This is a genomic window from Frankia sp. QA3, from assembly GCF_000262465.1.
Classification (GTDB): Bacteria; Actinomycetota; Actinomycetes; order Frankiales; family Frankiaceae; genus Frankia.
Genome location: NZ_CM001489.1, coordinates 271,956 through 292,245 on the forward strand (window position 1 = coordinate 271,956; position 20,290 = coordinate 292,245).

A 20,290-nucleotide genomic window follows, 5' to 3' on the forward strand; every position below is an offset into this window, starting at 1 on the left:
GTCGTATGGAAACCGAAACCCGCAAGGTCATGCCCCCGGTTGCTTGGCAGAACCATATCCTGCTCGAGACAGCCGACATCTTCACGGGCTCAGAACAACGGATCCTTGCCGCCTACGGTGGCACGACCACCACGAAGACGGGGCGGGGGTTCACATCGGCGGAGAAGTTGGCCGAGAAACTTGGCTTCGCCACCCCGAAGCCGGTCGAAAAGGCTTTTCGGAGAGGAGAGACCGTTGGCTTTCTGAGACGTACCGGGATATTTAGATCGCGGAGCTATGAGCGTGAACTCTGCGTACCCGCGACTGTCGAGAAGGTCAGCGGCGGGCGGCTACTAACCCCCTCGGTGCACCCCGGGGTACCGGTGGGGAGTGCGACGGCCAGAGCGACCACGACGACCGCCCCGCTGACCTCACAGGCCGCACCCACCCCGCCCATCCTGGCCGTGGCGGCCGAGATGCCATCCCCGGATCGGGAGTGGTTGACGGTCTCAGAGGCGGTCGAGCTAGGTGACCCCGTGGTGGCGGCCATAGCTGCTGAGATGGATCTCCCCGGCGGCACGCCCGTACTGGGGGTGGGTAGCCCGATGTATCTGTCAGGGCTGGTGAAACTCGCCCACCTGGAGGGGCGCGAACTGGCCGCAGTGGCGGCGATGAACCATGAGCGGATCCCGGTAGAGCGAGTGCTTGCCATGATCGAGTCGGGAGTCTCTGAGGTCGTCTGAGACCGGTCATCCCGGTCCGGGAGACCGGTTCTCCGGGTCCGGGAGACCGGTCATTTTGGTCTACGAGACCGGTTCTCCAGGACCGGCTATCTAACGTATACCTAACGTAGATCTAACGTAGTACCTAAGGGACGGGGGCCCTGTCGGCCCCCGTCCTTGCAGAGGCGGAAGGACAGGATCAACCCCACCCGCTTACCCCGGATGGCCGGGGACGCGACTGGGCACCAATACAATTGTATGGGTTTCAGTGGCAAGGCTCCCGTCCTGCCGGTAAGGGAGCCGTCTTGGTTGGGTTCTAGAACCCGTACCGCGCTGTCCAGTGATCTGGCCACCGCTACCCGTACCGCAGCGGCCTGAGCCACTGCTCACCCCGCCGAGGATTGGGGTACATCCTCGGGTCGTCGTAACTCCTCACGGGCTGAGAAGATCGCCCGTTCGTCGTGCCGATGCTGAACTTTCCCGCCTGTAGCGAAGAGCACCGGCCAGGCGGGCCGGCGCTCGTCTACGTTCGACCGTCTTCGTCTTGGACTGCGGCCCGCCTGTAGCGGTACCCACATCTTCCTACCAGCCTGCGCTACTCGTCCGTCTGCGGCCATCTGAGCCCCGGCACGGGGCATCCCTGCGCTAGCGTCAGCGGAGAGGTTTTGCGGGGGCGAATCCGCGAGGTCGCGTCCTGTGGGCCGCGGAACGGCCCTGTCAAGAGTTTTTAGATAACTTGCGTAAACGTTGTGATCGTTATCTGAGACGAAACCATGATCGTCTCATGTTATATATAGTAAGAGCGCAAGTTTCCGGGAACGTCTTCCCGCTTATCTCGCACCCTGCAACCCGCGGCCATGTCCGGCCGGCGGGTTCTTTGTCGTGTCCAAGTCTAGAAAGGAACTTGCCATGCCCGAACCGCCGATCGCCGCTGACTCTCTGACGCGCCCATGCCGCCATTGCGGCGAGCCCATCGATATCACAGCTCCTGTCGGCCGCCCGCGGGAGTTTTGTGACGGGGCCTGCCGGTATTCGCACACTCTGAAGATTGGTCGCGATCGTCGGCTAGCGGCCCGTCGTGCTCGGCTCGCAGTCGTTCCACTGCCGGATACCAGCGACACCAGTACCGCGTGATGACCGGTACCCCAATCCCTGGCACGGGCCCTGAGCCCGATTCTCTGGCCCTCGCCGAACCGCCCGGCACTGACGATGCCCTTGACCGTCTACGGGCGTCAGGCCGCTTTACAGCCGCTTTCCTGCGCGTCGCGGAACGGCCCTATCGGCTCCGACTCCAACTCTGATCGCTTCACGGGGGTGTTCATGCTCGACGACGACGGCCAGGATGATGACCTCGACGACGAAGACGGCGAGGGCCCGCCCGTCGAGGAGACGCCCGACGGACGGCACTGCGGCACCTGCGGTGATCCGCTCCCCGATGGGACGCGGGCCCGCTTCTGTGGCCGTGACTGTTACCCGAGTCGGCGCTCTGTCGTCGCCGCTGACGCCGCAGCGCGGGCCCGCATTCTCGAACGTTGGGGCCCTGCCCCTGAGTCGCCGTGGAGGCCACCGACGGCGGCCACGGCAAGGTCATGGCTCACCGAACGCCGGTGGCGGCCATATTCACCAACGAAAGGAAATCGAGCATGAGTATTGGTAGTCGTGCGGCCAGAGGCCCGGTAGTTCGTACCGGCGGACCCGCCGAGTATCGGTCACGTCCGAATAGGGGCACCAGGACGGCCGGAAAAGCCGATGGCAAGCCGGTGATGGTGGTTCGCTTCTCGCAGTATGGCACGTGGTACCCGATCGACGACGGCTACGGAGAATTCCTTGAGCGGACAATGCCGGGGGCGTTCCGCAACACGATCGCCAACGACGGCGCCCCGAAGGTGCTCTTCAACCACGGGAACGACGCAACGATCGGCCGTCAGATCCTCGGCGTCCCGAGTCTGATTGAGGACCGGGCCGACGGCCCATACATGGAAGTGCCGCTTTTCCCGGGGATGCCCGACCTGATCGTGTCCGGCCTGCGGGCCGGCGCCTACGGCAGCTCGTTTATGTTTGAAGTGGTGCGCGACTCGTGGGTTGAGATTCCGAAGCCGTCCGCCCACAACCCGGACGGTATTCCCGAGCGGACCATTCACGAGGTCCGCCTTTTCGAGGCCGGGCCGGTGACGTGGCCCGCAAACCCGGACGCTACGGCGGGGTTGCGTGCCGTGGCACGTCCTTCCTCGACGTCGACGGGGGGTATTGGCCGTGCCGAGCGTCAGCGGCGTATTGACGCGCTGCGGGCCCGGATCGCGGACTGGGAGAGGGAGTCGGAGGTGGAGGCGGTATGAGGAAGCCGCCGATCACTCCGCCTTTCGCCAAGGACAAAGCCGCACATTTCATTGGGCTTGCCACCCGCGCCGAGGCGGTTGGCGACCATTCCGCCGCACGGCGGTTCCGGGCCGCCGCGCAGACCCACCTCGACGCCTTGGCGATGCTGGCCCTGGCGGACGATGACGTCGACGATGTCGCGTGAACGCGCACATGTGGCCCGGGGCGGAAGGGGATGTCGCCATAGCTGATCAGGCCGAGGCGGCAGCCGATGAGCTTCGACGGGCTGCACAGACGTCCGGCATCCCGAAGTCCGATCCCGAGTCGCTGCCACCCGAGATCGTCATGCAGGCGATGGCGAGGGTTCACGCCTTCCGTGTCGACGGCGGGGCCACCTGCATTCACGTGTCTGGCCCGATGCCGGTTTGGTCTTCGCTCAGGCGTCACATCTTCGTTTGTGGCGGTTGTGCTGACACTGTTCATGCACCCCGTCTAAGGTCGCGCTGTGATCATTGCTCGACGCGGACAGAGAATTCCGAGTCGGTTCTCCTGTTCGGCCCGGTGGCAATGATCGTTGTGTGCTGCTCTGGCTGTCGCAGGCCCACCGCGGCCTGAGTCCCACCCGTACTACCCCGCGGCGCTATTCGCACGCGCCCGGAAATCAAACACACCACTCACAAAGGAATAAACCCATGTCGTTTTACGAAGATCGCAGCCTTTTCGCTCTGCCCGACAGCGAGGTTCGCACCCGGGTTTACAGGTCGCTTGAGGATCGCAGCCGCGCGGCGAGGCATCTGACAAGCCGCCAGCGTGAACATGTCGTCAAGATGATCGACACGGATACGGAGCATCTGCGCGGCGCGGACGTGGCCCGCTACATCGTCGCGACCGAAACCGACGAATATCACGAGATCGTCAAGCGGCAGCTCACCCCGGACACGTGGCGTCCGCTTACCGTACTCACCCCGCGGCAGGAAGCCGCGTTGGCGAAGGTGAACGCCGTCCGGCGGTCGTTGAATCTTGGTTCGGTTGGCACTTTGCTTCCGGCTCTCTTGGACAGCGCGGTGACCGGGTATGCCCAGGGCTCGCCGTCGCCCGTCTACGACCTCGCCCGGAAGGTGCAGACCACTCAACAGATTTGGCGCGGGGTCGCTACCGATCTTACCGTCGGGTTCGCGTCCGAAGGTTCGGCATCGGGTGATGACTCCCCGACGTTGCATGGCCCTACCGTGCCAGTCCACCGCGCTGACGCCTTCGTCGCCGCTTCGGTCGAGATGGACGATTGGGCCGGGTTCGCGTCGGAGCTGACCGGGCTGGTTGACCGCGCCTACCGGCAGATGCTCGCGGACAAGCTTGTGACCGGATCGGGTACGAACGAACCGACGGGCCTTCTGACGGCCCTGGCGGCTTCTGTCGACCCTTTGTCTATCCCGGTGGCAACCAGCGCCCAGATTTTGGCCGACGACGTCTACGGGGCATTCGACGCGCTTCCCGACTGGGCTCGCGAGTCGCAGGCGTCCGCGTTCCTGTCCTCGACGTCGACTCAGAACAAGGTCGGGAGGCTAGCCGCGACCGATCCGAACTTCAACCTTCACGTTGGTGCGGACCGTCGAGGGAGCCTTTTCGGTCGCCCCTACCTGACCGACGATCACCTTCCGGCGTTTCCGTCTGGCAGCACGACGGACGGTCTGCTCATCCTCGGCGACTTTGATCAGTACATCGTGGCGGAACATGTGGGTGTGGTCGCCGACTACATTCCGCACGTGATCGACGCTTCCACTAACCGGCCCACCGGCCAGCGTGGGTACTTCTTTATGCGCCGGTTCGGCGGAGCCCTGGCGGGCAACGCCCAGGGCCTGCGCCTCCTGCGGAACAAGTGATCGGGGATCTGACCATGGCTATTGCACGCAAGAGCAAGGGCACCGAAGAGCAGCGAATCGTGTTCGCCAAGGATGGCGCGGTTGGGCGATACGAATTCGGGACCTACAGGATTCATCGGAATGAGGCTTTTAGCGCCGATCACGTGCTGGTCCTCGCCCGACCTGAGCTTTTCAGCGACGTCTTCCCAGGCGACGTCAGCCGCCCGGATCGTGCGGCGGCTACGAGCTGGCGTGCCGTTGAATCGGCTACCCGCGCGCCGGGTGAAACTCGCTAGGGACCGCAGTGAGACCCGCTAGATAGCGGGCCCGCAAGCTTGGTGGGGCGGTATCCATGGCGAGCCTAGGGAACTCGTCCGGCGTTCGGAGTGCTCGCGGTTTCTTCCTTTCCCGTGGGCACGGCCGGCGCCGTGCCGCCCCACCATCCCTGAACCCTGATCGAAAAGGAAAGAGAACGTCTTGCATGAATGACCTAGAGTTTCGCATCGCCATCGAAGATGGTATGACTAAGGGAATCTATTACGAGGGTTACACCTCGCCATGCACCACGTGTGGGCAAATCAAATACATAGGCGAGATGGTAAAAGACTCGCGCGCCCGTCTCGGATATCGCAAGACGTGCAAGCAGTGCGCGGCGGCACGGAGTCGTGAGCGCCGAGAGAGCCAGCCAGAGATTCCGCAACAGGACAAGGGCACACAGAAGGTCCACTATCATGTGAACCACTTTTACCTCCACCGGCCCGACATTGACAGGCTCAAGGGGATTGCTCGCCGCGACCATCCGCTACTGACATTCGACGACGATTCCTTTTACCTGGACCATCGTCACGACCTTGACCCCCGGCCCACTAGGAAACGGGTGACACCGTTCGCGGTGACAGGTCCTGTCAGTTCGGCAACGAATACTCGCCTAGAGCGGCACCGCACGAACCCGGTGGGGTTCCGTGCGCGAAACGGCAACATCCTGGCGGGCGCCCTCGCCGCGTGGGATGACAACCCGCCGATGCATACGTACATCCGGGAGTTGGTTGAGGCGAGAGACCATCTCGCCCTGGCCCATCTCCTCTACGGTCACCATCTCCACACGGTCAGGGCCGGTGTGATCCTGCCGCGGGTGGATGAACTCATAGGCCGGATGATCCCCCTCTGTCTCCGCCTACGTGCGGATGTCGAGATCGAGTCGTGGCCAATGACCGACGAAGAGGAGTGGCGGTTTGAGGACGACCGCGAGTACGGGTACCTCATGGCTGCCTGACCTACCCGACAGCCTGTAGCCCCCCGGGTATCCACCCCCCGGTACCCCACCCCCGCCTACCCACCCCCCATTCCCCGGGGGTGGTTGCCCGCGCGCCGCGGGTATGAGTACGCGCGCCATTGCCGCAGCGATGGGGGTTGATCAGAAGACCGCCGTGAACGATCTGCGGTCAGGTGAGGAATTTTCCTCACCTGACGCCCCACCACCCAAGATCACGGGCACGGACGGGAAGACGTACGCGGGCACCAGGGCGAAGGCGAAGCTCAGGTCCGCGGGCACACCACCATGCCGACAGCCAGAGTGACGGGCTAGGTCACCCAACCTCGACGCCGCTTCGGGCCGGCGTTCACCACCACGGACACGGTCATCGGTCCACAGCACCTCGACGCGATGGGCCCTTGCTGCCCCTGTAGGGCACGCAGACGAGCGACATCGTCGACCGGGTATGAACGCGTCGGATCGAGTCGTCGTGTCGCCAGAATCGAAGACAGGTAGCGATATGCGGTCATCCCGGGGTGATCGTTTTTTTGGCTGGTCACTCTTAGTGACCCCATGTCCAGTCTTTTTTCCTCAAGATCCCGTGAGCCCTTCGGGGCGCCCAATAACCCCTGGGGCGTAAGGGAAATCGCCCTTTTGTCAGTCAATGCACGCAGACCGTGACGACCTGATCTACCTCGCCCCATCCGGCTCGCGCGCCGGGTGGGGCGTTTTGTCGTTCCGGGGTGGCCGCGCTCGATGGCGCAGGGCGCGATCACGCAGCAGTGGCTAGCGGACACGTTCGGGGTGTCGGTCCAGACGATCGGCGACGATCTGAGGTTTCAAGGGATTGAAACCTCCAAGGGTAAGGGCACGAAGGGTGGGCGCCCGACCGGTTCCGGCAGGGAGGCCGAGGCCAAGGATCGGCAGCGAGAACAGCTCGACCGGGGGCGCGATCTCGCTAACGGCAAGATCGAGACTGGTGTGGGTCCGCGGACCCACACCAGTGATGACCAACCCCCCACCACCCCCCACCGCGCACGCGACGACGTAGGCGAGATGAAAGGATCTTTGTCTACCATGGTTGACATTGATCCACGATCTCTAGGACCCATTGGTCCGGGAGATCAACTGTCCGCCCCCGCCTGCGCGGGGAAGACAGGTAAGGCGATCTTTGTGCGGCATGCCGCACATGCCCCCCCGCCTACGCGGGGCGCGCTCTTCCCGACCTGTGAGTTCCTGACGACGTCTACGACCCGCCCGCCGGCCTGTCCCGCCATCCGGGACGGTACTGATCCATCCACGCTTCGACGTCGCGACGGCGCCAAAGGCGGACGCGCGGTCGTCCGGATGGCGGGTGCAGGATCGCAGGCTTCGGGAACGTCTGGTCACGGCTGATCGTGTGCGCATAGCTCGGGGCGACCGGTTCGCCCCGCTTCGATCCCCTGCCGAGTAGCACCCGTAGATCGGCGATGTCGACCAGATCGCCCAGGCCGACGCCGTCTGATGCCACATGCAGGACGCTAGAAGTGAGTGACCATCATGGATGGTCACTCTGTACGTCCATCCATATACCCGCTAGCGTTTCCGGGACGTGCGAGTACGCCCCGACGGGGCGGGAGGGAGACGACATGGCCAAAGCTAGGACGACCACAACCGGGGCTACAGATGACGTGCCGCTACAGGAGCCACGGCCGGTGGAGCTCCCGGCAATGCCGGGCATCTCGGTCCACTACTCCCGGATCAGCGGCCGGCACACGGCGGTTATCGACCAGGGAGTGACCGCGTCGGCGCTGACGGCGGCCCTTGCCCGCTATCTACCGGCCGATGTCCCACTGGTCGAGACGCTGACGCACGTTGGCGCCGCAATGCTGATCTTTCAGGGTGAGTCCGACCCACATGATGGCGACGTCCCGCAGGACGAGGCATCCGAATGATCATCCTCGTAGATCATCTCAACCCTGACCGACCGCCGGTGCAGATCACCATCGACGACCGCACCTTGGATTACGATCCTGTGGCCCTGGCGAGACAGCTACGCGAGGCTGTACCTCACGCGGCGCGGGTCCGGTGGTTCCGTCCCGGGGGCTCCGAGGATTCTCTCGGCGGCCGGAGTCCGGCCGAGATCCTCGCCGACGTGGTAGACCGGCTCCCGCCGAAACGGAAGCCGGTCTCTACCAACCCCGACCGCGGCGACGATGTCCCCTAAGCGGCCAAATCCTCGACAGACGCCGAGGAGACCCCGTCACCCATCCTGACCAACCGGCCGGACGACGGCCGGGCGTACCGCTTCACGGTCGCCACCGTGACGCCGAGACGTTCGGCAGCGGCGGCAAAGGTGATCTCGACGTCCCCCGGGCGGGTTCGCGAATCCGCCGGCAGGTCCGGGGGTGGGGCGGGGGCCGGATCGGAGCCCCCGCCCTCGTCCGCCTGGCGGATGTTGATGCCGGTCGCGGGGATGTCCGGGGGCGGATCCGGGGTGGGGAACATCCTGTCGATCAGGTCCGCCCGGGATACCGGCGGACCGCCCCGTCCGGCTTCATAGGCCAACCGGATCATCACGGCTGCGCGTTGGGTGGGAGTCAACCGGATCATGATCCCCACCCCCCTAGTAGGCGATCTTCGGGAGGGTGGCGAGTCGGGCCCGCAGGCACGCCGCCGCTTCATCCCACGTACTCGACTTTCCGGGTACTGGCACACCAGAAATGGAAGATCTTGGCTCAGCGTGGCTCTCAGGGGCCTTTACGGGCACGGAAGGAAGACCCGTCCACAAGCCCAACCATGCCGACCACCAGCGGGCCGGATCGTCACGGCGCCACGCCCGGTAGGCCGCGGTGACGAGCGCCGTCACGCCATGCTGAGCTACGGCCTGGCGGACGTTGGCGACCTGCTCGACGGTCAGCCCGAAGGCGGCGCGCAGGCCGCGGGAGACCAGAGCATCGGCCAGGGGGCGAAGGTCATCGGGGATCTCGGTGATTCGGGTGCGCTTTTCGGTCTTCGATCTTGGCGCGGCCGCACGCCGCTTCTGAGCGGAGCGAAGAAGCGAGGTAGATCTACGGGGTCGTCGGTCATCCTGGCCGGGCTGCCCGGCCGCGGATGGGGCAGCGTCGGGCGCTTCATCCTCGACGGCCACCGGCCGCACGAGTCGGTATCGGTTCGACCGTCGCCCCCCGCCCAGCTCGGTGACGAGTACGCCGGCCGCTTCCAGGGCGCGCAGCGCACGGCGCGCGGTCCGCACCGAGCACTCCGCACGACCGGCCAGGGTGGGCAGGCTCGGGAAGGCCCCGGACCATGATCCGGCATCGATGTAGGCGACGAGGGCGACCAGGACGGCGCGCGTAGCGCGGACGGATACGCCGGTCGACGGTGCCAGCGGCACGGTGCGGCAGTAGGTGAATAGGGCGCGTACGGCGCCACGTGGGATACTCGGATTCACGTTTCGGACTCCTGTTGATGGCAGGTGTTCGGATCACAGGGCCCGACCCGGTGCGCTAACACCGGGCCGGGCCCGTCTTCGTGTTCGGGGGTGGGGCTAGGCCAGGCTGCGGACGTACGTGATCACGTGCTCATTGGGGAACCCGAACACCGCCGACGGGGCGGGCGTGGGCGTGTCCGGCTCGCTGCCCTGCGGCATGAGGGACAGCAGCGCGATGCGCAGCTCGTCATCAACCTCTACAGGGTCGTAGTGCAGCGACCAGTACAGCCGGCCGTCGTGCTCCTTGGACGTCAGCGCCCAGTAGGGCGGCTCGCTATCGACGATGTTCATGCCGCCCATCCCACCAGGGCGAACCCGACGACGAACCCGACCAGGAACAGACCGACCAAGGAGATCGCTCGGTTCACTCTCCGCCCCCGGTAGCGATCAGTCCGATGAGGATCGCCGCGAGCACTGCGGTGATCGCCACGACCAGGCAGTACGTCACCAGGTCGATGGCTATGAGGACCCTCCGGGCTCGTGGCGCCGCCGAGGCACCCCGACGTCGGCTGCCGGTCATGCCGCTGCCATCGCTCGAAGCGGATGCCGCGACGGGGTCGTGATCTTCTCCTCAAGGGTGATCCGGACGTGCATCCTGATCACCATGGGCACGTCGCGGACGCTCACGATCGCCGGTATCCAGCCCATACCGACGCCAGCTTTGACAAGTAGCCGTTCGGCGAGTTCGCGGCCGACGGGGCACCACACGGCCCCGTCAGGGGCTATCCATGGTGCTGCCGCCGCTGGCGGCAGGTCGTAGGCGAAGAAGATCCGGACCGACGACGGCCGGACGGGGATGCTGGTGTCCGCGCCTAGCGCACGATCACCGGCGGGCGTGATCCGGGAGACCCCGCAAACCGTGTGGATCAGACCGCGCCGGCACAGGCGATCCATCGTGGCCTGCGCAATGCCGTGTGCGGCAGGGTTCATGACGCCACCATCGGCGATGATGGCCAGGGCGGCCGTGTCGTCGCGGGTGAGCACCGCGGCGTTCCGGTCGGGGGTGTCCTGTTCCGGTCGCACCTGCACCCCGTAGGCGGCTGCGAGCGCGGCCCACCCGGCGGCCGTCAGGACGTAGTACAGCGTGGTGCCGCGGGCCACGGTCTGTGTGACCAGGTTGCGCGCCATGAGCGCCGTGACGGTGTTGGCGCGGACGGTGGTGTCCAGGTGGTGGATGCGGCCGCCCTTGCTGGCGAGGTAGGTCAGACCCCGGTGCATGGCGGGGGTGAGGGGTCGGGTAGTAGTGGGCATCTAGGGCGCTCCTTAGCTTCTAAAGGCACCCCATCTCGCTGGCCCGCCAGTACAACTCCGGCCACGACCTGTCCGGCGGCCAGTGGCAGCGGATCGCCTGCGCGCGGGCGGTCTACCGGGACGCCCCGTTCCTCATCGCCGACGAGCCGTCCGCCGCCCTCGACGCCCGCGCCGAACAGACCCTGTTCACCCTCATCCGCGAGCTGGGCCGGGACCGCACCGTCCTGCTCATCACCCACCGCCTCGCCAGCGTCCGCACCGCCGACCGCATCTACGTCCTCGACGGCGGCCTGGTCGCCGACCAGGGCAACCACACCGAGCTGATGTCCCGGCCCGGCATCTACCGCGAACTGTTCACCCTCCAGGCCAGCCAGTACGTCGACACGGATCGGTCCGACGCCGATCCGGCCGGAACCCACCGCGGTGACGCCCTCGACGCCACCCAGTGATGACCTGCCGGGAGCCCCTACACCGCCCGGTTCCGCGAGGTGGTTGGTGTGTGTCTGGTACTACGCGGCCTGGTGGTGTGGGGGCGGATTCTCGGGGGTCCGGCTGTGGAGGATGGCGTGGATGGACTCGTGGAGGCTGAACGGGCCGCCGTCGGGGGTGTGGATGGCGGTCGGGTTGATGTGGCTGGTGGTGTGGGCGAGGGCGGTGGTGGGGTCGGGGCCTGGAGCGAGGGGCGGGGTGGGGGTGAGGGTGCGGCCGTCGGGGGTGCGGGCGAGGACCGTTCCGTCGGGAGTTCTGGTCAGCTGGATGTTGTTGTCGTGGACGGCATGGTGGTGGGCGGAGCAGAGCAGCAGGAGCTGGTCGATGTCGGTGTCACCGCCGTCGCTCCAGGGATGGAGGTGGTGGATCTGGAGCCAGCGGGTGTGGTCGCAGCCGGGGTAGCGGCAGACTCCGCGGTCCCGGGTGTAGACGGCTTCCCGTAGCCGGGGGGTGGGGAGGCGGCGGCGCCGGCCCAGGTTCAGCGGGTTGCCGTGCAGGTCGGTGAGCAGGATGCGGATCAGCCCGTCGCAGCCGAGCCGGTCCACCACCGGCCGGGGCAGGCCGATCCCGGAGGCGGTCTGCGCCCACCCCCCGGCTCCAGGGTGCGGCAGCCCCGCCTGACGCACCGGGCTGGTGTCCGGCGTCTCCGGCGTCTCCTGCGCTGCCGGCCCCTGGCCGTGATCGTCCACCACCGCCTGCCCAGCCCCACCGGCATCGGTGGCGGCGGTCGCTTCAGTGCCGGCGGTCGCTTCAGTGCCGGCGGTCGCTTCAGTGCCGGCGGTCGCTTCAGTGCCGGCGGTGGTGGGGCCGGTGGGGAGTGGGAGGGCGGCGGTGTCGAGGTGCACGGTGAGGGTGTGGTTGGGGTTCATCAGCCCGGGTGCCGGCCGGTCGAGGAACCCGTCGGCCAGCGCGATCAGCGCGTCGGCGTCACCCTGACGGTCCCGCGGAACCGCCACGGCCTCCCCATCGGCAGGCATCTCCTCTGCCTCAGGGTCGGACTGGTCGGACTGGTCGGACTGGTCGGGGGGTGTCGTGGTGTCGAGGCTGGCCCGGGCGGCGTCCAACGCCGCGACCAGCCGGGCGGCGTCCTGCGCGGGCAGGACCGCGCTCAGGTGCAGCATCCCGTCGTCGTCGTAGCGCCACGACAGCCGCCGCGCCGCCCGCCGACCAGACCGGTCTCCTGTCACCTGCCGGTAGGTGCGGACAAGCCGTTCCAACTGTCCCGCGGTGCAGTACCGGGCATGGGTCAACCACACCTGCTCGGTGGAGGACTCCGCGACCCGGGTCACCGCACGGACCTTGGCATACGACAGGGTGCCCGCGGCGAACGCCGCCCGGATCGCGGGCAACTGCTCCAAGGCGTGCGCGGTCGCCAGATACTGCCGGGCCGTCCGCAGCCCGATCCCGCACCGCCACGACAGCCAGTGGGCACACGACCGCATCCCGATCCCGGACCAGCCTTCCCGCCGGTCGAAATCAGCCAGCAGCATCAGCCAGCCACACGTCGCCGCCGCGATCCGCCCCGCCCACCGGCAGATCGACGCCTCCACCTCGGTCAACGCACCGGTCTCCATCTCCCCCTCCCACAGGGACGCCTTGGAAACCGGACCAGCCGCAGACACAGCCATCGGAGTTGCCGCAGAACCAACCATCATGATCACCGGGCCAGGGGTGTCGTGGATCATCGGACCCCGGCATGCTCCCACCCACCACCGACACTTTTCCCGCTCCACGCCAACCCCACCTCATCCCAACCCGACCCCACCCCGACCCCACCCCAACGATCACGGTGTTCCGCGGAACCGGGCCCCGGCGTCCGGGCCGATCTCCGGCCTGTGTCGCCAGCGTTGAGAGCTGCGGATCGTCGGGGGTCGCTCCCACCAAGAGGAAGAGCGCGTTGGGACGGGTGAACTGAACGAGCGCGTCACGCGTGCCTTTGAATCCGCTTCCCTTGAAGGCGAATTCCTCGCGGTCGTCGTCGTCGGCCCGCCCGGCTCCGGTCGAAGCAGACGTTTCGCCTCCGTGGGTGATGTGTCTGGAGCCAATCCGTCGCCACGCGGGCGTCTTTGGCCCAGTCCGCGATGGAGTTGCGCACCGCCTCGCACATCCGTCGCCGCCCCCCGGCAGGTGCGGATGGTTCTGTTCCGAGCACGAGGGGTAGTGCTGGTAATGGCGAGGCTCGGCGGGGGGTGATCACCATGACCGATCAGCGGGCGACGCCGCTCTACATGCGGCGGGTGCGGTTCGATCCCGACCCGGAGATCGTTCGCTCCCGGGAGTCCGGCGGCGGCTGCCCGGTGGTGACCCCGTTCGGGCTGTCCGCCGAGCTGGTGAGCCGGTACGATGACGTCCGCGCGGTGCTGGCCCACGCGTCCCGGTTCAGCAACGCCGAGACGGGCATCCTCGGCTCCGCGGCCGCGGCCGCCGCCGAGCACGGCCCGCACACCGAGCACGGCCCGCACGGGGAGCGGCTGGCGGACCTGCGCGCCGGGAACCTGCTCGCCTACGACCCGCCCGACCACATCCGGCTGCGCCGGATGCTGACGCCGGAGTTCACCGGCCACCGGATGCGCCGGCTGGAACCCCGCATCGTCGACATCGTCGAGGGCGCCCTCGACGACACCGAGCGCGCCGGGCGCCCGGCGGACCTGGTGTCCACCTTCGCCCTGCCGGTGCCGTCCCTGGTGATCTGCGAGCTGCTCGGCGTGCCGTACGCCGACCGCGCGCAGTTCCAGGGGCGGACCCGCCGCCAGCTCGACGCGTCGCTGCCCGTCGCCGAACGGCTCGCCGTGATCCGCCAGAACCGGGAGTACATGGCCCACCTCGTCGCGCGGGCCCGCCACGCGCCCGGCGAGGACATGCTCGGCATGCTGGTACGTGAGCACGGCGACGAGCTGAGCACCGCCGAACTCGTCGGCATCGCCACCCTGCTGCTCATCGCCGGGCACGAGACCACGGCGAACATGCTCGCGCTCGGGACGCTGGCCCTGCTGCGCCATCCCGACCAGCTCGCCGCGGTGCGCGACGACCCGGCCCGGGTCGGCCCGGCCGTCGAGGAACTGCTGCGCTGGCTGTCGATCGTGCACGCCGGTGCGCCGCGTACGGCGCGGGACGACGTGACGATCGCGGGGCGCACGATCGCGAAGGGCGAGCACGTTCTGCTGTCGCTGCCGGCCGCCAACCGCGACCCGGCGTTCCTCGACGATCCCGACCGCCTCGACATCACCCGCGGTGCCATCGGCCACGTCGCGTTCGGCTTCGGGCTGCACCACTGCCTCGGCGCGCCGCTGGCCCGGATGGAGCTGCGCATCGGCCTGCCGGCGCTGCTGCGCCGGTTCCCGGGGCTCGCGCTGGCCGTGCCGTACGAGCAGGTCGAGTTCCGCCCGCACACCGTGGTGTACGGGCTGCGGTCGCTGCCGGTCACCTGGTGAGCCGCGCCTGGCGGGGACGGCGGCCGGGGGCAAGGGGCCGGGGGCAAGGGGGCAGGGGGCCAGGGTCAGGAGGAGGTGCAGACGCTGTCCGGGTGGCCGAAGCCCGGGGCGGCCAGGTCGAAGTCGACGACGTTGTTCGGTCCGCGCACGCCGTAGCGGTCCAGGACGCAACTGCGGTGGGTCGCGGTGTCGGTGACGGTGATCCGCTGGTTTCCGGCGTAGAGCGGGCTGGAGAGCCAGGTGGGCGCCCCGCTGCCGGTGTGGACGGCGAACGAGGAGATCGGATAGCCCGTCGACGAGCGGGCCGCCCCGCCGAAGATCACGACCTTCGCCCGGCCCGGGGCGGGCGCCCGGCCGCCGACCGTCATCCGGCCGCCGATGCGGGCGGTCCCCGGGTCGGCGAGCGTGGTCAGCGCGATCCGGCCGACGGCGGCGGAGTAGGCCCAGCCGTTGGCCCGGTGGGTGAAGCGGTCGAGGTAGAACCGGGAGTGGACGTAGTCGCCGTCGCGGCGCAGCTCCGGGTAGAACTCGAACGACAGTCCGGCCGCGCGCGACCCCCAGCCGGTCGGCAGGCCGCCGCCCCGGACCAGGTCGGGCTGGACGTTGCCCATGAAGTAGCCGTTCGGGAAGACCAGCCCGCCGCCGGCCGGGAACCGGGTGTAGGTGGCGTAGCTGCCCCGTTCCTGGCAGGCGTTGACGAACGTGTCCCCGGTCCGGGTCCGCGGGTCGTAGTGCTGGCAGGGCAGGTAGGGCCGGGCGGTCGAGCCGAGCACCAGGTCGACGCCGACCGCGCCGCCGATCGGGACGGGGCCGCCGCGCCGGTCGGTGAACCCCTCGAACGGCACGGCGACGCCGTTGCCCCGGCCGGCGTTTCCGGCGAACTCGACGGTGTCCGCGGCCCGCGCCGTGCCCGGCTGCGTGACGACGAGCGCGAGCAGCCCCGCCACCAGCAGCGAGACCCGCCGCCACCCGCCGGCCATCGCGGCGCGGACCACGTCCCGGAACCGTCTCACCGTCATGTCGCCCGCCCCCGTCCGGATGGCCCGGATGGGCCGTCGTTGTCACAGCAAACCGGGTCGGACCGTCCTGGCGGAGAGGTTTCGCCCAACCGACACGCAATCGTTGTCGAGGTGTCAGGCGAGCCGCGAGGCCGCGAAGCCGCATCAACCGGCCGCGCCGGGTGGGGATCAGTAGGTGTGCCACTTCCGGCGGGCGGGGCCGACGTTGCCGGTTGCGACGGGCCCGACCCAGCGCAGGTCGGGGAGGTTCACGACGATCGCCTCCTGGGTGGTCCGGGCGATGACGACGACGGCCTCCTCGTCGGGGTCCGGGTTCTCCTCCCGGTGCGGCACCCACGGCGGCACGTAGATGTAGTCGCCCGGGTTCGTGTCGAGGCGGATCTCCTCCTCGTGCTCCAGGAAGACGAAGCTCGGGTGGCCGGACACGACGTAGATGCCCGTCTCCGAGCGGCCGTGATGATGGTTCGCGGAGGCGGTCGCCGCGGCGACGTGGGTCTGCCCCATCCACAGATCGACGGACCCCACGGTCTTGCCGGACAGCGCCTCGACCCGGCTCATCCCGGTGGTCTGCGAGGTCCGGGTGGACAGGCCGGCGGGCGTGACCTGATGCAGCCGCTGGTGGAAGCCGTCCGCGGGCGGCGTGGACATGAGGACCTCCAGGAGAGAGTCGGTTCGGGGGCGACGGTCAGGGCGCCGACGGTCAGGGCGTCGACGGTCAGGGCTGGGAGCGCGCGGCGCGCCGGCGTCGGTAGTTCGCCGCGGCCGCCCTGCCCCCGCATCGGCGCATCGAGCACCAGCGCCGTCGCCCGGACGGGGAACGGTCGAGGAACAGCGTCGCGCAGCCGTCGCTGTCGCAGGTCCGGACACGACTGAGATCCGGCCCGGCGAGGAGGTTGATCGCGTCGCGGGCGATGACGGACAGTGCGGCGGCCGCGTCGGGCTCCGGGACCGGGGTCCGTGTCCGGCCCCCCGGGCCGAGCAGGAACACCGGGGTGGGACGCCGGCCCGCCGTGTTGATCAGTCGGATGTCCTCGGGGGTGGGCGGCCGGCTGACGATCAGGCCGCGGGTGGTCTCGTTCACCGCCCCCCGCAGGGCACGCGCGGCGAGCAGGTCCGGCTCGGTGAGGCCGCCGGCCGCGGCCGGCAGACCCTGTTCCTCGAACCAGCCGGTCAGCTCCGCCGGGGTGGCGAGCAGCTCGACGTGACGCCCCGGCCAGTCGCGCACGGTCGCGACGAAGTCGAGACAGAGACTGCCCGCCCCCCGGTCGAACTCGGTCATCGTGCCGGACTCGCGCATCGGACGACCTCCTCGGGTAACGCTGTGTGCGGGGATCGCTGCGGCGCTACCCACCGCCTCCGTCACCCCATCATGGGTTGACGAACCCCAATGCACGGGGACGTTAGCACGAGAGTCTATGGAGGCGTGGGCTGATCGTCGCGGAAGGCGTCACTGGTTGATCTCGTGTCGCCCCCTCTCGGTGACGCCCCGCGCCCCGCGGCCCCCACCGCGTCGCATCCGTGTGCGCCGCGACTGCTGAGCGGATGCGGTTCTCGGCGCCGTCGACGCATACCTGGAGTGGAAGATCGTCGGGTGATGAGCGATGGCCCTTGGGACCGAGTGCACGGACATCTGGTGCCGACCCGGGCCGGACCGGCCGTGGCGGATCCAGGTGATGCTGGAAGAAGCCCGGGGCGGTTACCGGGAATGCCGGCGTGACCCTCGTGTCCGCCGTCCGGTCGCAGCGCTGGGAAACGTCACCCCGGACGGTGTTCCCCATCTCGCTCCCGAGGTGCAGCTGCTCTACAAGGCGGCGTCACCGCGGCCGAAGGACGAGTTCGACCTGGCAGCGGCGCTGCCGGTCCTCACCGCGACGCAGCGCCGATGGCTCGCCGACGCGCTCACCCTCGCACATCCAGCACATCCAGCGCATCCAGCGCATCCAGCGCATCCAGCGCATCCAGCGCATCCAGCGCATCCATGGTGTGACCGGGTTTAGCCGTCACGGTAGAAGGTGCAGGGACGGGCCGGCGGCGCGTCTGCAGAGGGTGCAGGCGACCGCCAGGCGTCCGGATGGCTGCTTGCGGTCAAGAGGACCTGACGCTATTCCCTGTCGCAAGGTTGCTCCGGCGTGGGGGAATGTGACCTGGGCTACGAGTCGAATGGCCGGCTGGTGCGATGCCGATCGGCTCCGCCGAGAGAAAATTGTGACCCGCGCGACGCGGATACATTGTCCCTGCCTCAATGGGTGTGACCGGTGTTACGAATCACGGCGATTGTGGGCGCCCTTACTGTGGGCTGGGTCATATCGGTTGGACGGAAGTGCCGACTGCAGTCCAGATCACGTCGACGGCGCTGTCGAAAGTGGCGGGGCGGGCGCACAATGGAGGCCGGAGGGTGACAGTGGCCCACCCTCCCGTGGTGATAACTTCAAGGAGTTCTTCATGCGTACTCAGAATTCCGTTGTGTCCTCCCTGCGGACGACGCTCACCTCCCACCGCGCTGAGCGGGCCCAGCGTCGCGAACTGGCGATGCTGCTTTCCGACCCCGAGCTCTCGCCGTCCGCCCGCCAGGAGATGGTGGCGATTCTCGCCCGCGACGAGGACGTTCGGACTTCCCTCGCCGTTCCGGCGCAGCGCCGCGGGGGGTCGTCGCGCGAGCACGCCGACGCGGGGTCGTTCCGCTCCGCCTGAGAAGGCCCACCGTCAAGCCTGACCTCTCTCTCCGTCCCTCGGTTCGGTCCGGTGCTCGATCGGCTCCATCCCCGATCGGCTGGCCCTGACGAAGCCCGCACGAAGACGGAGCCCACGGCCGCGGTCGACCCGGGTGCATGCCGCTAACGCGGCCGGTTGCTATCCGGGACTCGCGGCATCACAAAGCCTCCGTGGATTTTTTCCGCCGCGGAGGCTTTTTCATTCTCGGAATCAACGTCATCGCGGGCGCGATGGCGGACGCGAGCCCTGGCGTTCATGCCGTCAGACGGCTGAGAAGCCGCCGTCGACGCTCAGTGTTGCCCCGTGGATGTTGGCGGCGTCGTCACCGGCGAGGAACACGACCGCCCGGCCGATCTCCGCGGGCTTGCTTGGCCGCCGCGATGGAATCCGTGCGATCAGGGGCGCGAGGTGGTCGGCGAACTGCTCGACGCGGCGGGTCAGCGTGGGGCCGGGCGCGATGGTGTTCACCCGGACGCCTGCCGGACCGTACTCGTCGGCCCACGACTTCGTCAGCGAGTGCACGGCCGCCTTCGTCGCGCTGTACAGGGCCGACCCGCCCATCCCGATCAGGCCATTGATGGAGCCGATGTTGATGATGGCTCCGCTGCCGCGGGCCGCCATGGCAGGTGCAATGACGCCGGTGAGCAGGAACGTCGCCGTGACGTTGATGGTGAGCGCGGCGGTGATGAACGCCTCGTCCACCTCCGCCGTGGGTTTCGGCGCGATGATCATCGCCGCATTGTTGACGAGGATGTCCGGCACGCCGCCGACGGCGTCGCGGGCGGCGTCGGCCAGCGCCCGCACGGCAGGCGCACCGGCGGCGAGGTCGGCGGGGACGAACGAGGCCCGCCCGCCGGCCGCGCTGATCGCACGGGTGACCTCGGCGCCGCGCCCGGTGTCACGACCGCTGACCACCACGTGGGCGCCGGCCGCGGCGAGCTCGGCCGCGATCGCGGCACCGATGCCGTCGGTCGAGCCGGTGACGAGGGCGCTGCGTCCATCCAGGGATGTGGTCGACATGGGGTCCTTCCGGTAGTGGTTTCTCGACCGCTGAAGGTCGCGTGCGCGGCCTAATCTGCCTGGGATAAATTGGACCCGCAAGTCCAGAAACAGGCGGCAGGAGGGGGCGGCCGTGCCGACCAGGCTGACGTCGAAGGGCAGCGCGACCCGGCAACGGATCATCGAGGGGGCGGCGGCCGAGATCCGTGCGCGCGGGGTCATGGTGACCACGCTGGACGACGTCCGGGCCCGCACCGGCACCAGCAAGAGCCAGCTTTTCCACTACTTCCCGACCGGCAAGGAGGAGCTGCTGCTGGCTGTGGCCCGCTTCGAGGCCGATCGCGTCCTCGCCGACCAGCAGCCCCAGCTCGGCGAGCTCACCTCGTGGCCGGCGTGGCTCGCGTGGCGGGACAAGGTCGTCGCCCGCTATCGCGAGCAGGGGCGGCACTGCCCGCTGAGCGTGCTGGTGTCGCAGCTCGGGCGGAGCACCCCCGGCGCTCAGGCGGTCGTCACGGAGCTGATGAACCAGTGGCAGGCGCAGATCGCCACCGGCATCCGCGCGATGGCGCGGGCGGGCGAGATCTCCCCGCTGCTGGACGCCGAGCGGCAGGCCGCGGCGCTGATCGCCGGCATCCAGGGCGGCGTGCTCATGCTGCTGTCCACCGGCCGCACCACCCATCTCGAGGCGGCCCTCGACGTCGCCATCGAGGGGCTGCGCCGTCCCTGACCCGGAGCCGTCCCCCCGCCCGCACCGAGCAGGGCCTTCAGTGGGCGTGCCCTCAGCGGGCG

21 protein-coding genes and 1 pseudogene are annotated in these 20,290 nt (G+C 68.5%); 12 read left to right on the top strand and 10 right to left on the bottom strand.

Translation table 11 applies throughout. The annotated features are described in order from the left end of the window. Nucleotides 1-5: 5 nt before the first annotated feature. The 8 genes from FRAQA3DRAFT_RS01065 (at nucleotide 6) to FRAQA3DRAFT_RS01095 (ending at nucleotide 8,334) form a co-directional block, all read left to right on the top strand. Nucleotides 6-722: a hypothetical protein gene (locus FRAQA3DRAFT_RS01065; RefSeq protein ID WP_009399297.1), complete on the top strand. Its 717-nt coding sequence runs from the start codon at nucleotides 6-8 to the stop codon at nucleotides 720-722. A gap of 1,535 nt (nucleotides 723-2,257) precedes the next feature. Then, nucleotides 2,258-3,037, top strand: coding sequence for an HK97 family phage prohead protease (locus FRAQA3DRAFT_RS01070; RefSeq protein ID WP_083873469.1), 780 nt, complete (start codon nucleotides 2,258-2,260; stop codon nucleotides 3,035-3,037). After that, a complete protein-coding gene (locus FRAQA3DRAFT_RS01075; RefSeq protein WP_009399299.1) occupies nucleotides 3,034-3,222 on the top strand; it encodes a hypothetical protein in 189 nt (62 codons plus the stop codon). The genes FRAQA3DRAFT_RS01070 and FRAQA3DRAFT_RS01075 overlap by 4 nt, the downstream gene beginning before the upstream one ends. Nucleotides 3,223-3,709: 487 nt before the next feature. After that, nucleotides 3,710-4,897: a phage major capsid protein gene (locus FRAQA3DRAFT_RS01080; protein WP_009399300.1), complete on the top strand. Its 1,188-nt coding sequence runs from the start codon at nucleotides 3,710-3,712 to the stop codon at nucleotides 4,895-4,897. A gap of 14 nt (nucleotides 4,898-4,911) precedes the next feature. Next, nucleotides 4,912-5,172 (top strand): hypothetical protein, encoded by a 261-nt coding sequence (locus FRAQA3DRAFT_RS34400; protein WP_157466985.1) that lies wholly within the window; start codon nucleotides 4,912-4,914, stop codon nucleotides 5,170-5,172. 185 nt (nucleotides 5,173-5,357) lie between these two features. Then, the gene (locus FRAQA3DRAFT_RS34405) at nucleotides 5,358-6,149 is read left to right on the top strand and encodes a hypothetical protein (protein WP_009399301.1); all 792 of its coding nucleotides are present in this window, start codon (nucleotides 5,358-5,360) and stop codon (nucleotides 6,147-6,149) included. Between the two features lie 1,673 nt (nucleotides 6,150-7,822). Then, nucleotides 7,823-8,062 (top strand): hypothetical protein, encoded by a 240-nt coding sequence (locus FRAQA3DRAFT_RS01090; RefSeq protein ID WP_009399302.1) that lies wholly within the window; start codon nucleotides 7,823-7,825, stop codon nucleotides 8,060-8,062. Beyond that, a complete protein-coding gene (locus FRAQA3DRAFT_RS01095) occupies nucleotides 8,059-8,334 on the top strand; it encodes a hypothetical protein (protein WP_009399304.1) in 276 nt (91 codons plus the stop codon). The genes FRAQA3DRAFT_RS01090 and FRAQA3DRAFT_RS01095 overlap by 4 nt, the downstream gene beginning before the upstream one ends. Here FRAQA3DRAFT_RS01095 and FRAQA3DRAFT_RS01100 read toward each other — a convergent pair. From FRAQA3DRAFT_RS01100 to FRAQA3DRAFT_RS01115, 5 genes are all read right to left on the bottom strand, one after another. Continuing rightward, complete coding sequence (locus FRAQA3DRAFT_RS01100; protein ID WP_157466991.1) at nucleotides 8,331-8,675, bottom strand: hypothetical protein; 345 nt, start codon at nucleotides 8,673-8,675, stop codon at nucleotides 8,331-8,333. The two genes, FRAQA3DRAFT_RS01095 and FRAQA3DRAFT_RS01100, sit on opposite strands and share 4 nt — an antisense overlap. Nucleotides 8,676-8,733: 58 nt before the next feature. Then, nucleotides 8,734-9,504 (bottom strand): helix-turn-helix domain-containing protein, encoded by a 771-nt coding sequence (locus FRAQA3DRAFT_RS34410; protein WP_035920417.1) that lies wholly within the window; start codon nucleotides 9,502-9,504, stop codon nucleotides 8,734-8,736. Between the two features lie 153 nt (nucleotides 9,505-9,657). Next, on the bottom strand, nucleotides 9,658-9,891 hold the full coding sequence (locus tag FRAQA3DRAFT_RS01110; RefSeq protein WP_009399310.1) for a hypothetical protein: 234 nt from the start codon (nucleotides 9,889-9,891) through the stop codon (nucleotides 9,658-9,660). Between the two features lie 73 nt (nucleotides 9,892-9,964). Further along, the gene (locus FRAQA3DRAFT_RS34415; protein WP_009399311.1) at nucleotides 9,965-10,120 is read right to left on the bottom strand and encodes a hypothetical protein; all 156 of its coding nucleotides are present in this window, start codon (nucleotides 10,118-10,120) and stop codon (nucleotides 9,965-9,967) included. Then, complete coding sequence (locus tag FRAQA3DRAFT_RS01115) at nucleotides 10,117-10,851, bottom strand: hypothetical protein (protein ID WP_009399313.1); 735 nt, start codon at nucleotides 10,849-10,851, stop codon at nucleotides 10,117-10,119. Before FRAQA3DRAFT_RS01115 ends, FRAQA3DRAFT_RS34415 begins: the two co-directional genes overlap by 4 nt. Nucleotides 10,852-10,886: 35 nt before the next feature. Here FRAQA3DRAFT_RS01115 and FRAQA3DRAFT_RS38325 point away from each other — a divergent pair. Then, nucleotides 10,887-11,300, top strand: a pseudogene (locus tag FRAQA3DRAFT_RS38325) (ATP-binding cassette domain-containing protein); the annotation flags it as partial. Nucleotides 11,301-11,360: 60 nt separating this feature from the next. Here FRAQA3DRAFT_RS38325 and FRAQA3DRAFT_RS01120 read toward each other — a convergent pair. Next, the gene (locus tag FRAQA3DRAFT_RS01120) at nucleotides 11,361-12,914 is read right to left on the bottom strand and encodes an HNH endonuclease signature motif containing protein (RefSeq protein ID WP_009399315.1); all 1,554 of its coding nucleotides are present in this window, start codon (nucleotides 12,912-12,914) and stop codon (nucleotides 11,361-11,363) included. 624 nt (nucleotides 12,915-13,538) lie between these two features. Between FRAQA3DRAFT_RS01120 and FRAQA3DRAFT_RS01125 the strand changes: the two genes are divergently transcribed. Further along, a complete protein-coding gene (locus FRAQA3DRAFT_RS01125) occupies nucleotides 13,539-14,771 on the top strand; it encodes a cytochrome P450 (RefSeq protein WP_009399317.1) in 1,233 nt (410 codons plus the stop codon). A 65-nt stretch (nucleotides 14,772-14,836) separates the two neighbouring features. Here the strand turns inward: FRAQA3DRAFT_RS01125 and FRAQA3DRAFT_RS01130 are convergent, their stop codons facing one another. The 3 genes from FRAQA3DRAFT_RS01130 to FRAQA3DRAFT_RS01140 form a co-directional block, all read right to left on the bottom strand. After that, entirely contained in the window at nucleotides 14,837-15,790 is a 954-nt protein-coding gene (locus FRAQA3DRAFT_RS01130; protein ID WP_009399319.1) for a hypothetical protein, read from the bottom strand. Between the two features lie 168 nt (nucleotides 15,791-15,958). Then, nucleotides 15,959-16,438, bottom strand: coding sequence for a cupin domain-containing protein (locus tag FRAQA3DRAFT_RS01135; RefSeq protein WP_009399321.1), 480 nt, complete (start codon nucleotides 16,436-16,438; stop codon nucleotides 15,959-15,961). A 67-nt stretch (nucleotides 16,439-16,505) separates the two neighbouring features. Then, on the bottom strand, nucleotides 16,506-17,087 hold the full coding sequence (locus FRAQA3DRAFT_RS01140; protein WP_009399323.1) for an ABATE domain-containing protein: 582 nt from the start codon (nucleotides 17,085-17,087) through the stop codon (nucleotides 16,506-16,508). Between the two features lie 1,145 nt (nucleotides 17,088-18,232). Between FRAQA3DRAFT_RS01140 and FRAQA3DRAFT_RS01145 the strand changes: the two genes are divergently transcribed. Next, on the top strand, nucleotides 18,233-18,481 hold the full coding sequence (locus FRAQA3DRAFT_RS01145; protein WP_009399325.1) for a hypothetical protein: 249 nt from the start codon (nucleotides 18,233-18,235) through the stop codon (nucleotides 18,479-18,481). Nucleotides 18,482-18,763: 282 nt separating this feature from the next. On the opposite strand, the gene FRAQA3DRAFT_RS01150 is transcribed toward FRAQA3DRAFT_RS01145, so the two are convergent. Next, nucleotides 18,764-19,522: an SDR family NAD(P)-dependent oxidoreductase gene (locus FRAQA3DRAFT_RS01150; protein ID WP_009399327.1), complete on the bottom strand. Its 759-nt coding sequence runs from the start codon at nucleotides 19,520-19,522 to the stop codon at nucleotides 18,764-18,766. Nucleotides 19,523-19,634: 112 nt separating this feature from the next. On the opposite strand from FRAQA3DRAFT_RS01150, the gene FRAQA3DRAFT_RS01155 reads away from it, so the two are divergent. Beyond that, nucleotides 19,635-20,228: a TetR/AcrR family transcriptional regulator gene (locus tag FRAQA3DRAFT_RS01155; protein WP_009399328.1), complete on the top strand. Its 594-nt coding sequence runs from the start codon at nucleotides 19,635-19,637 to the stop codon at nucleotides 20,226-20,228. Nucleotides 20,229-20,290 lie beyond the last annotated feature (62 nt).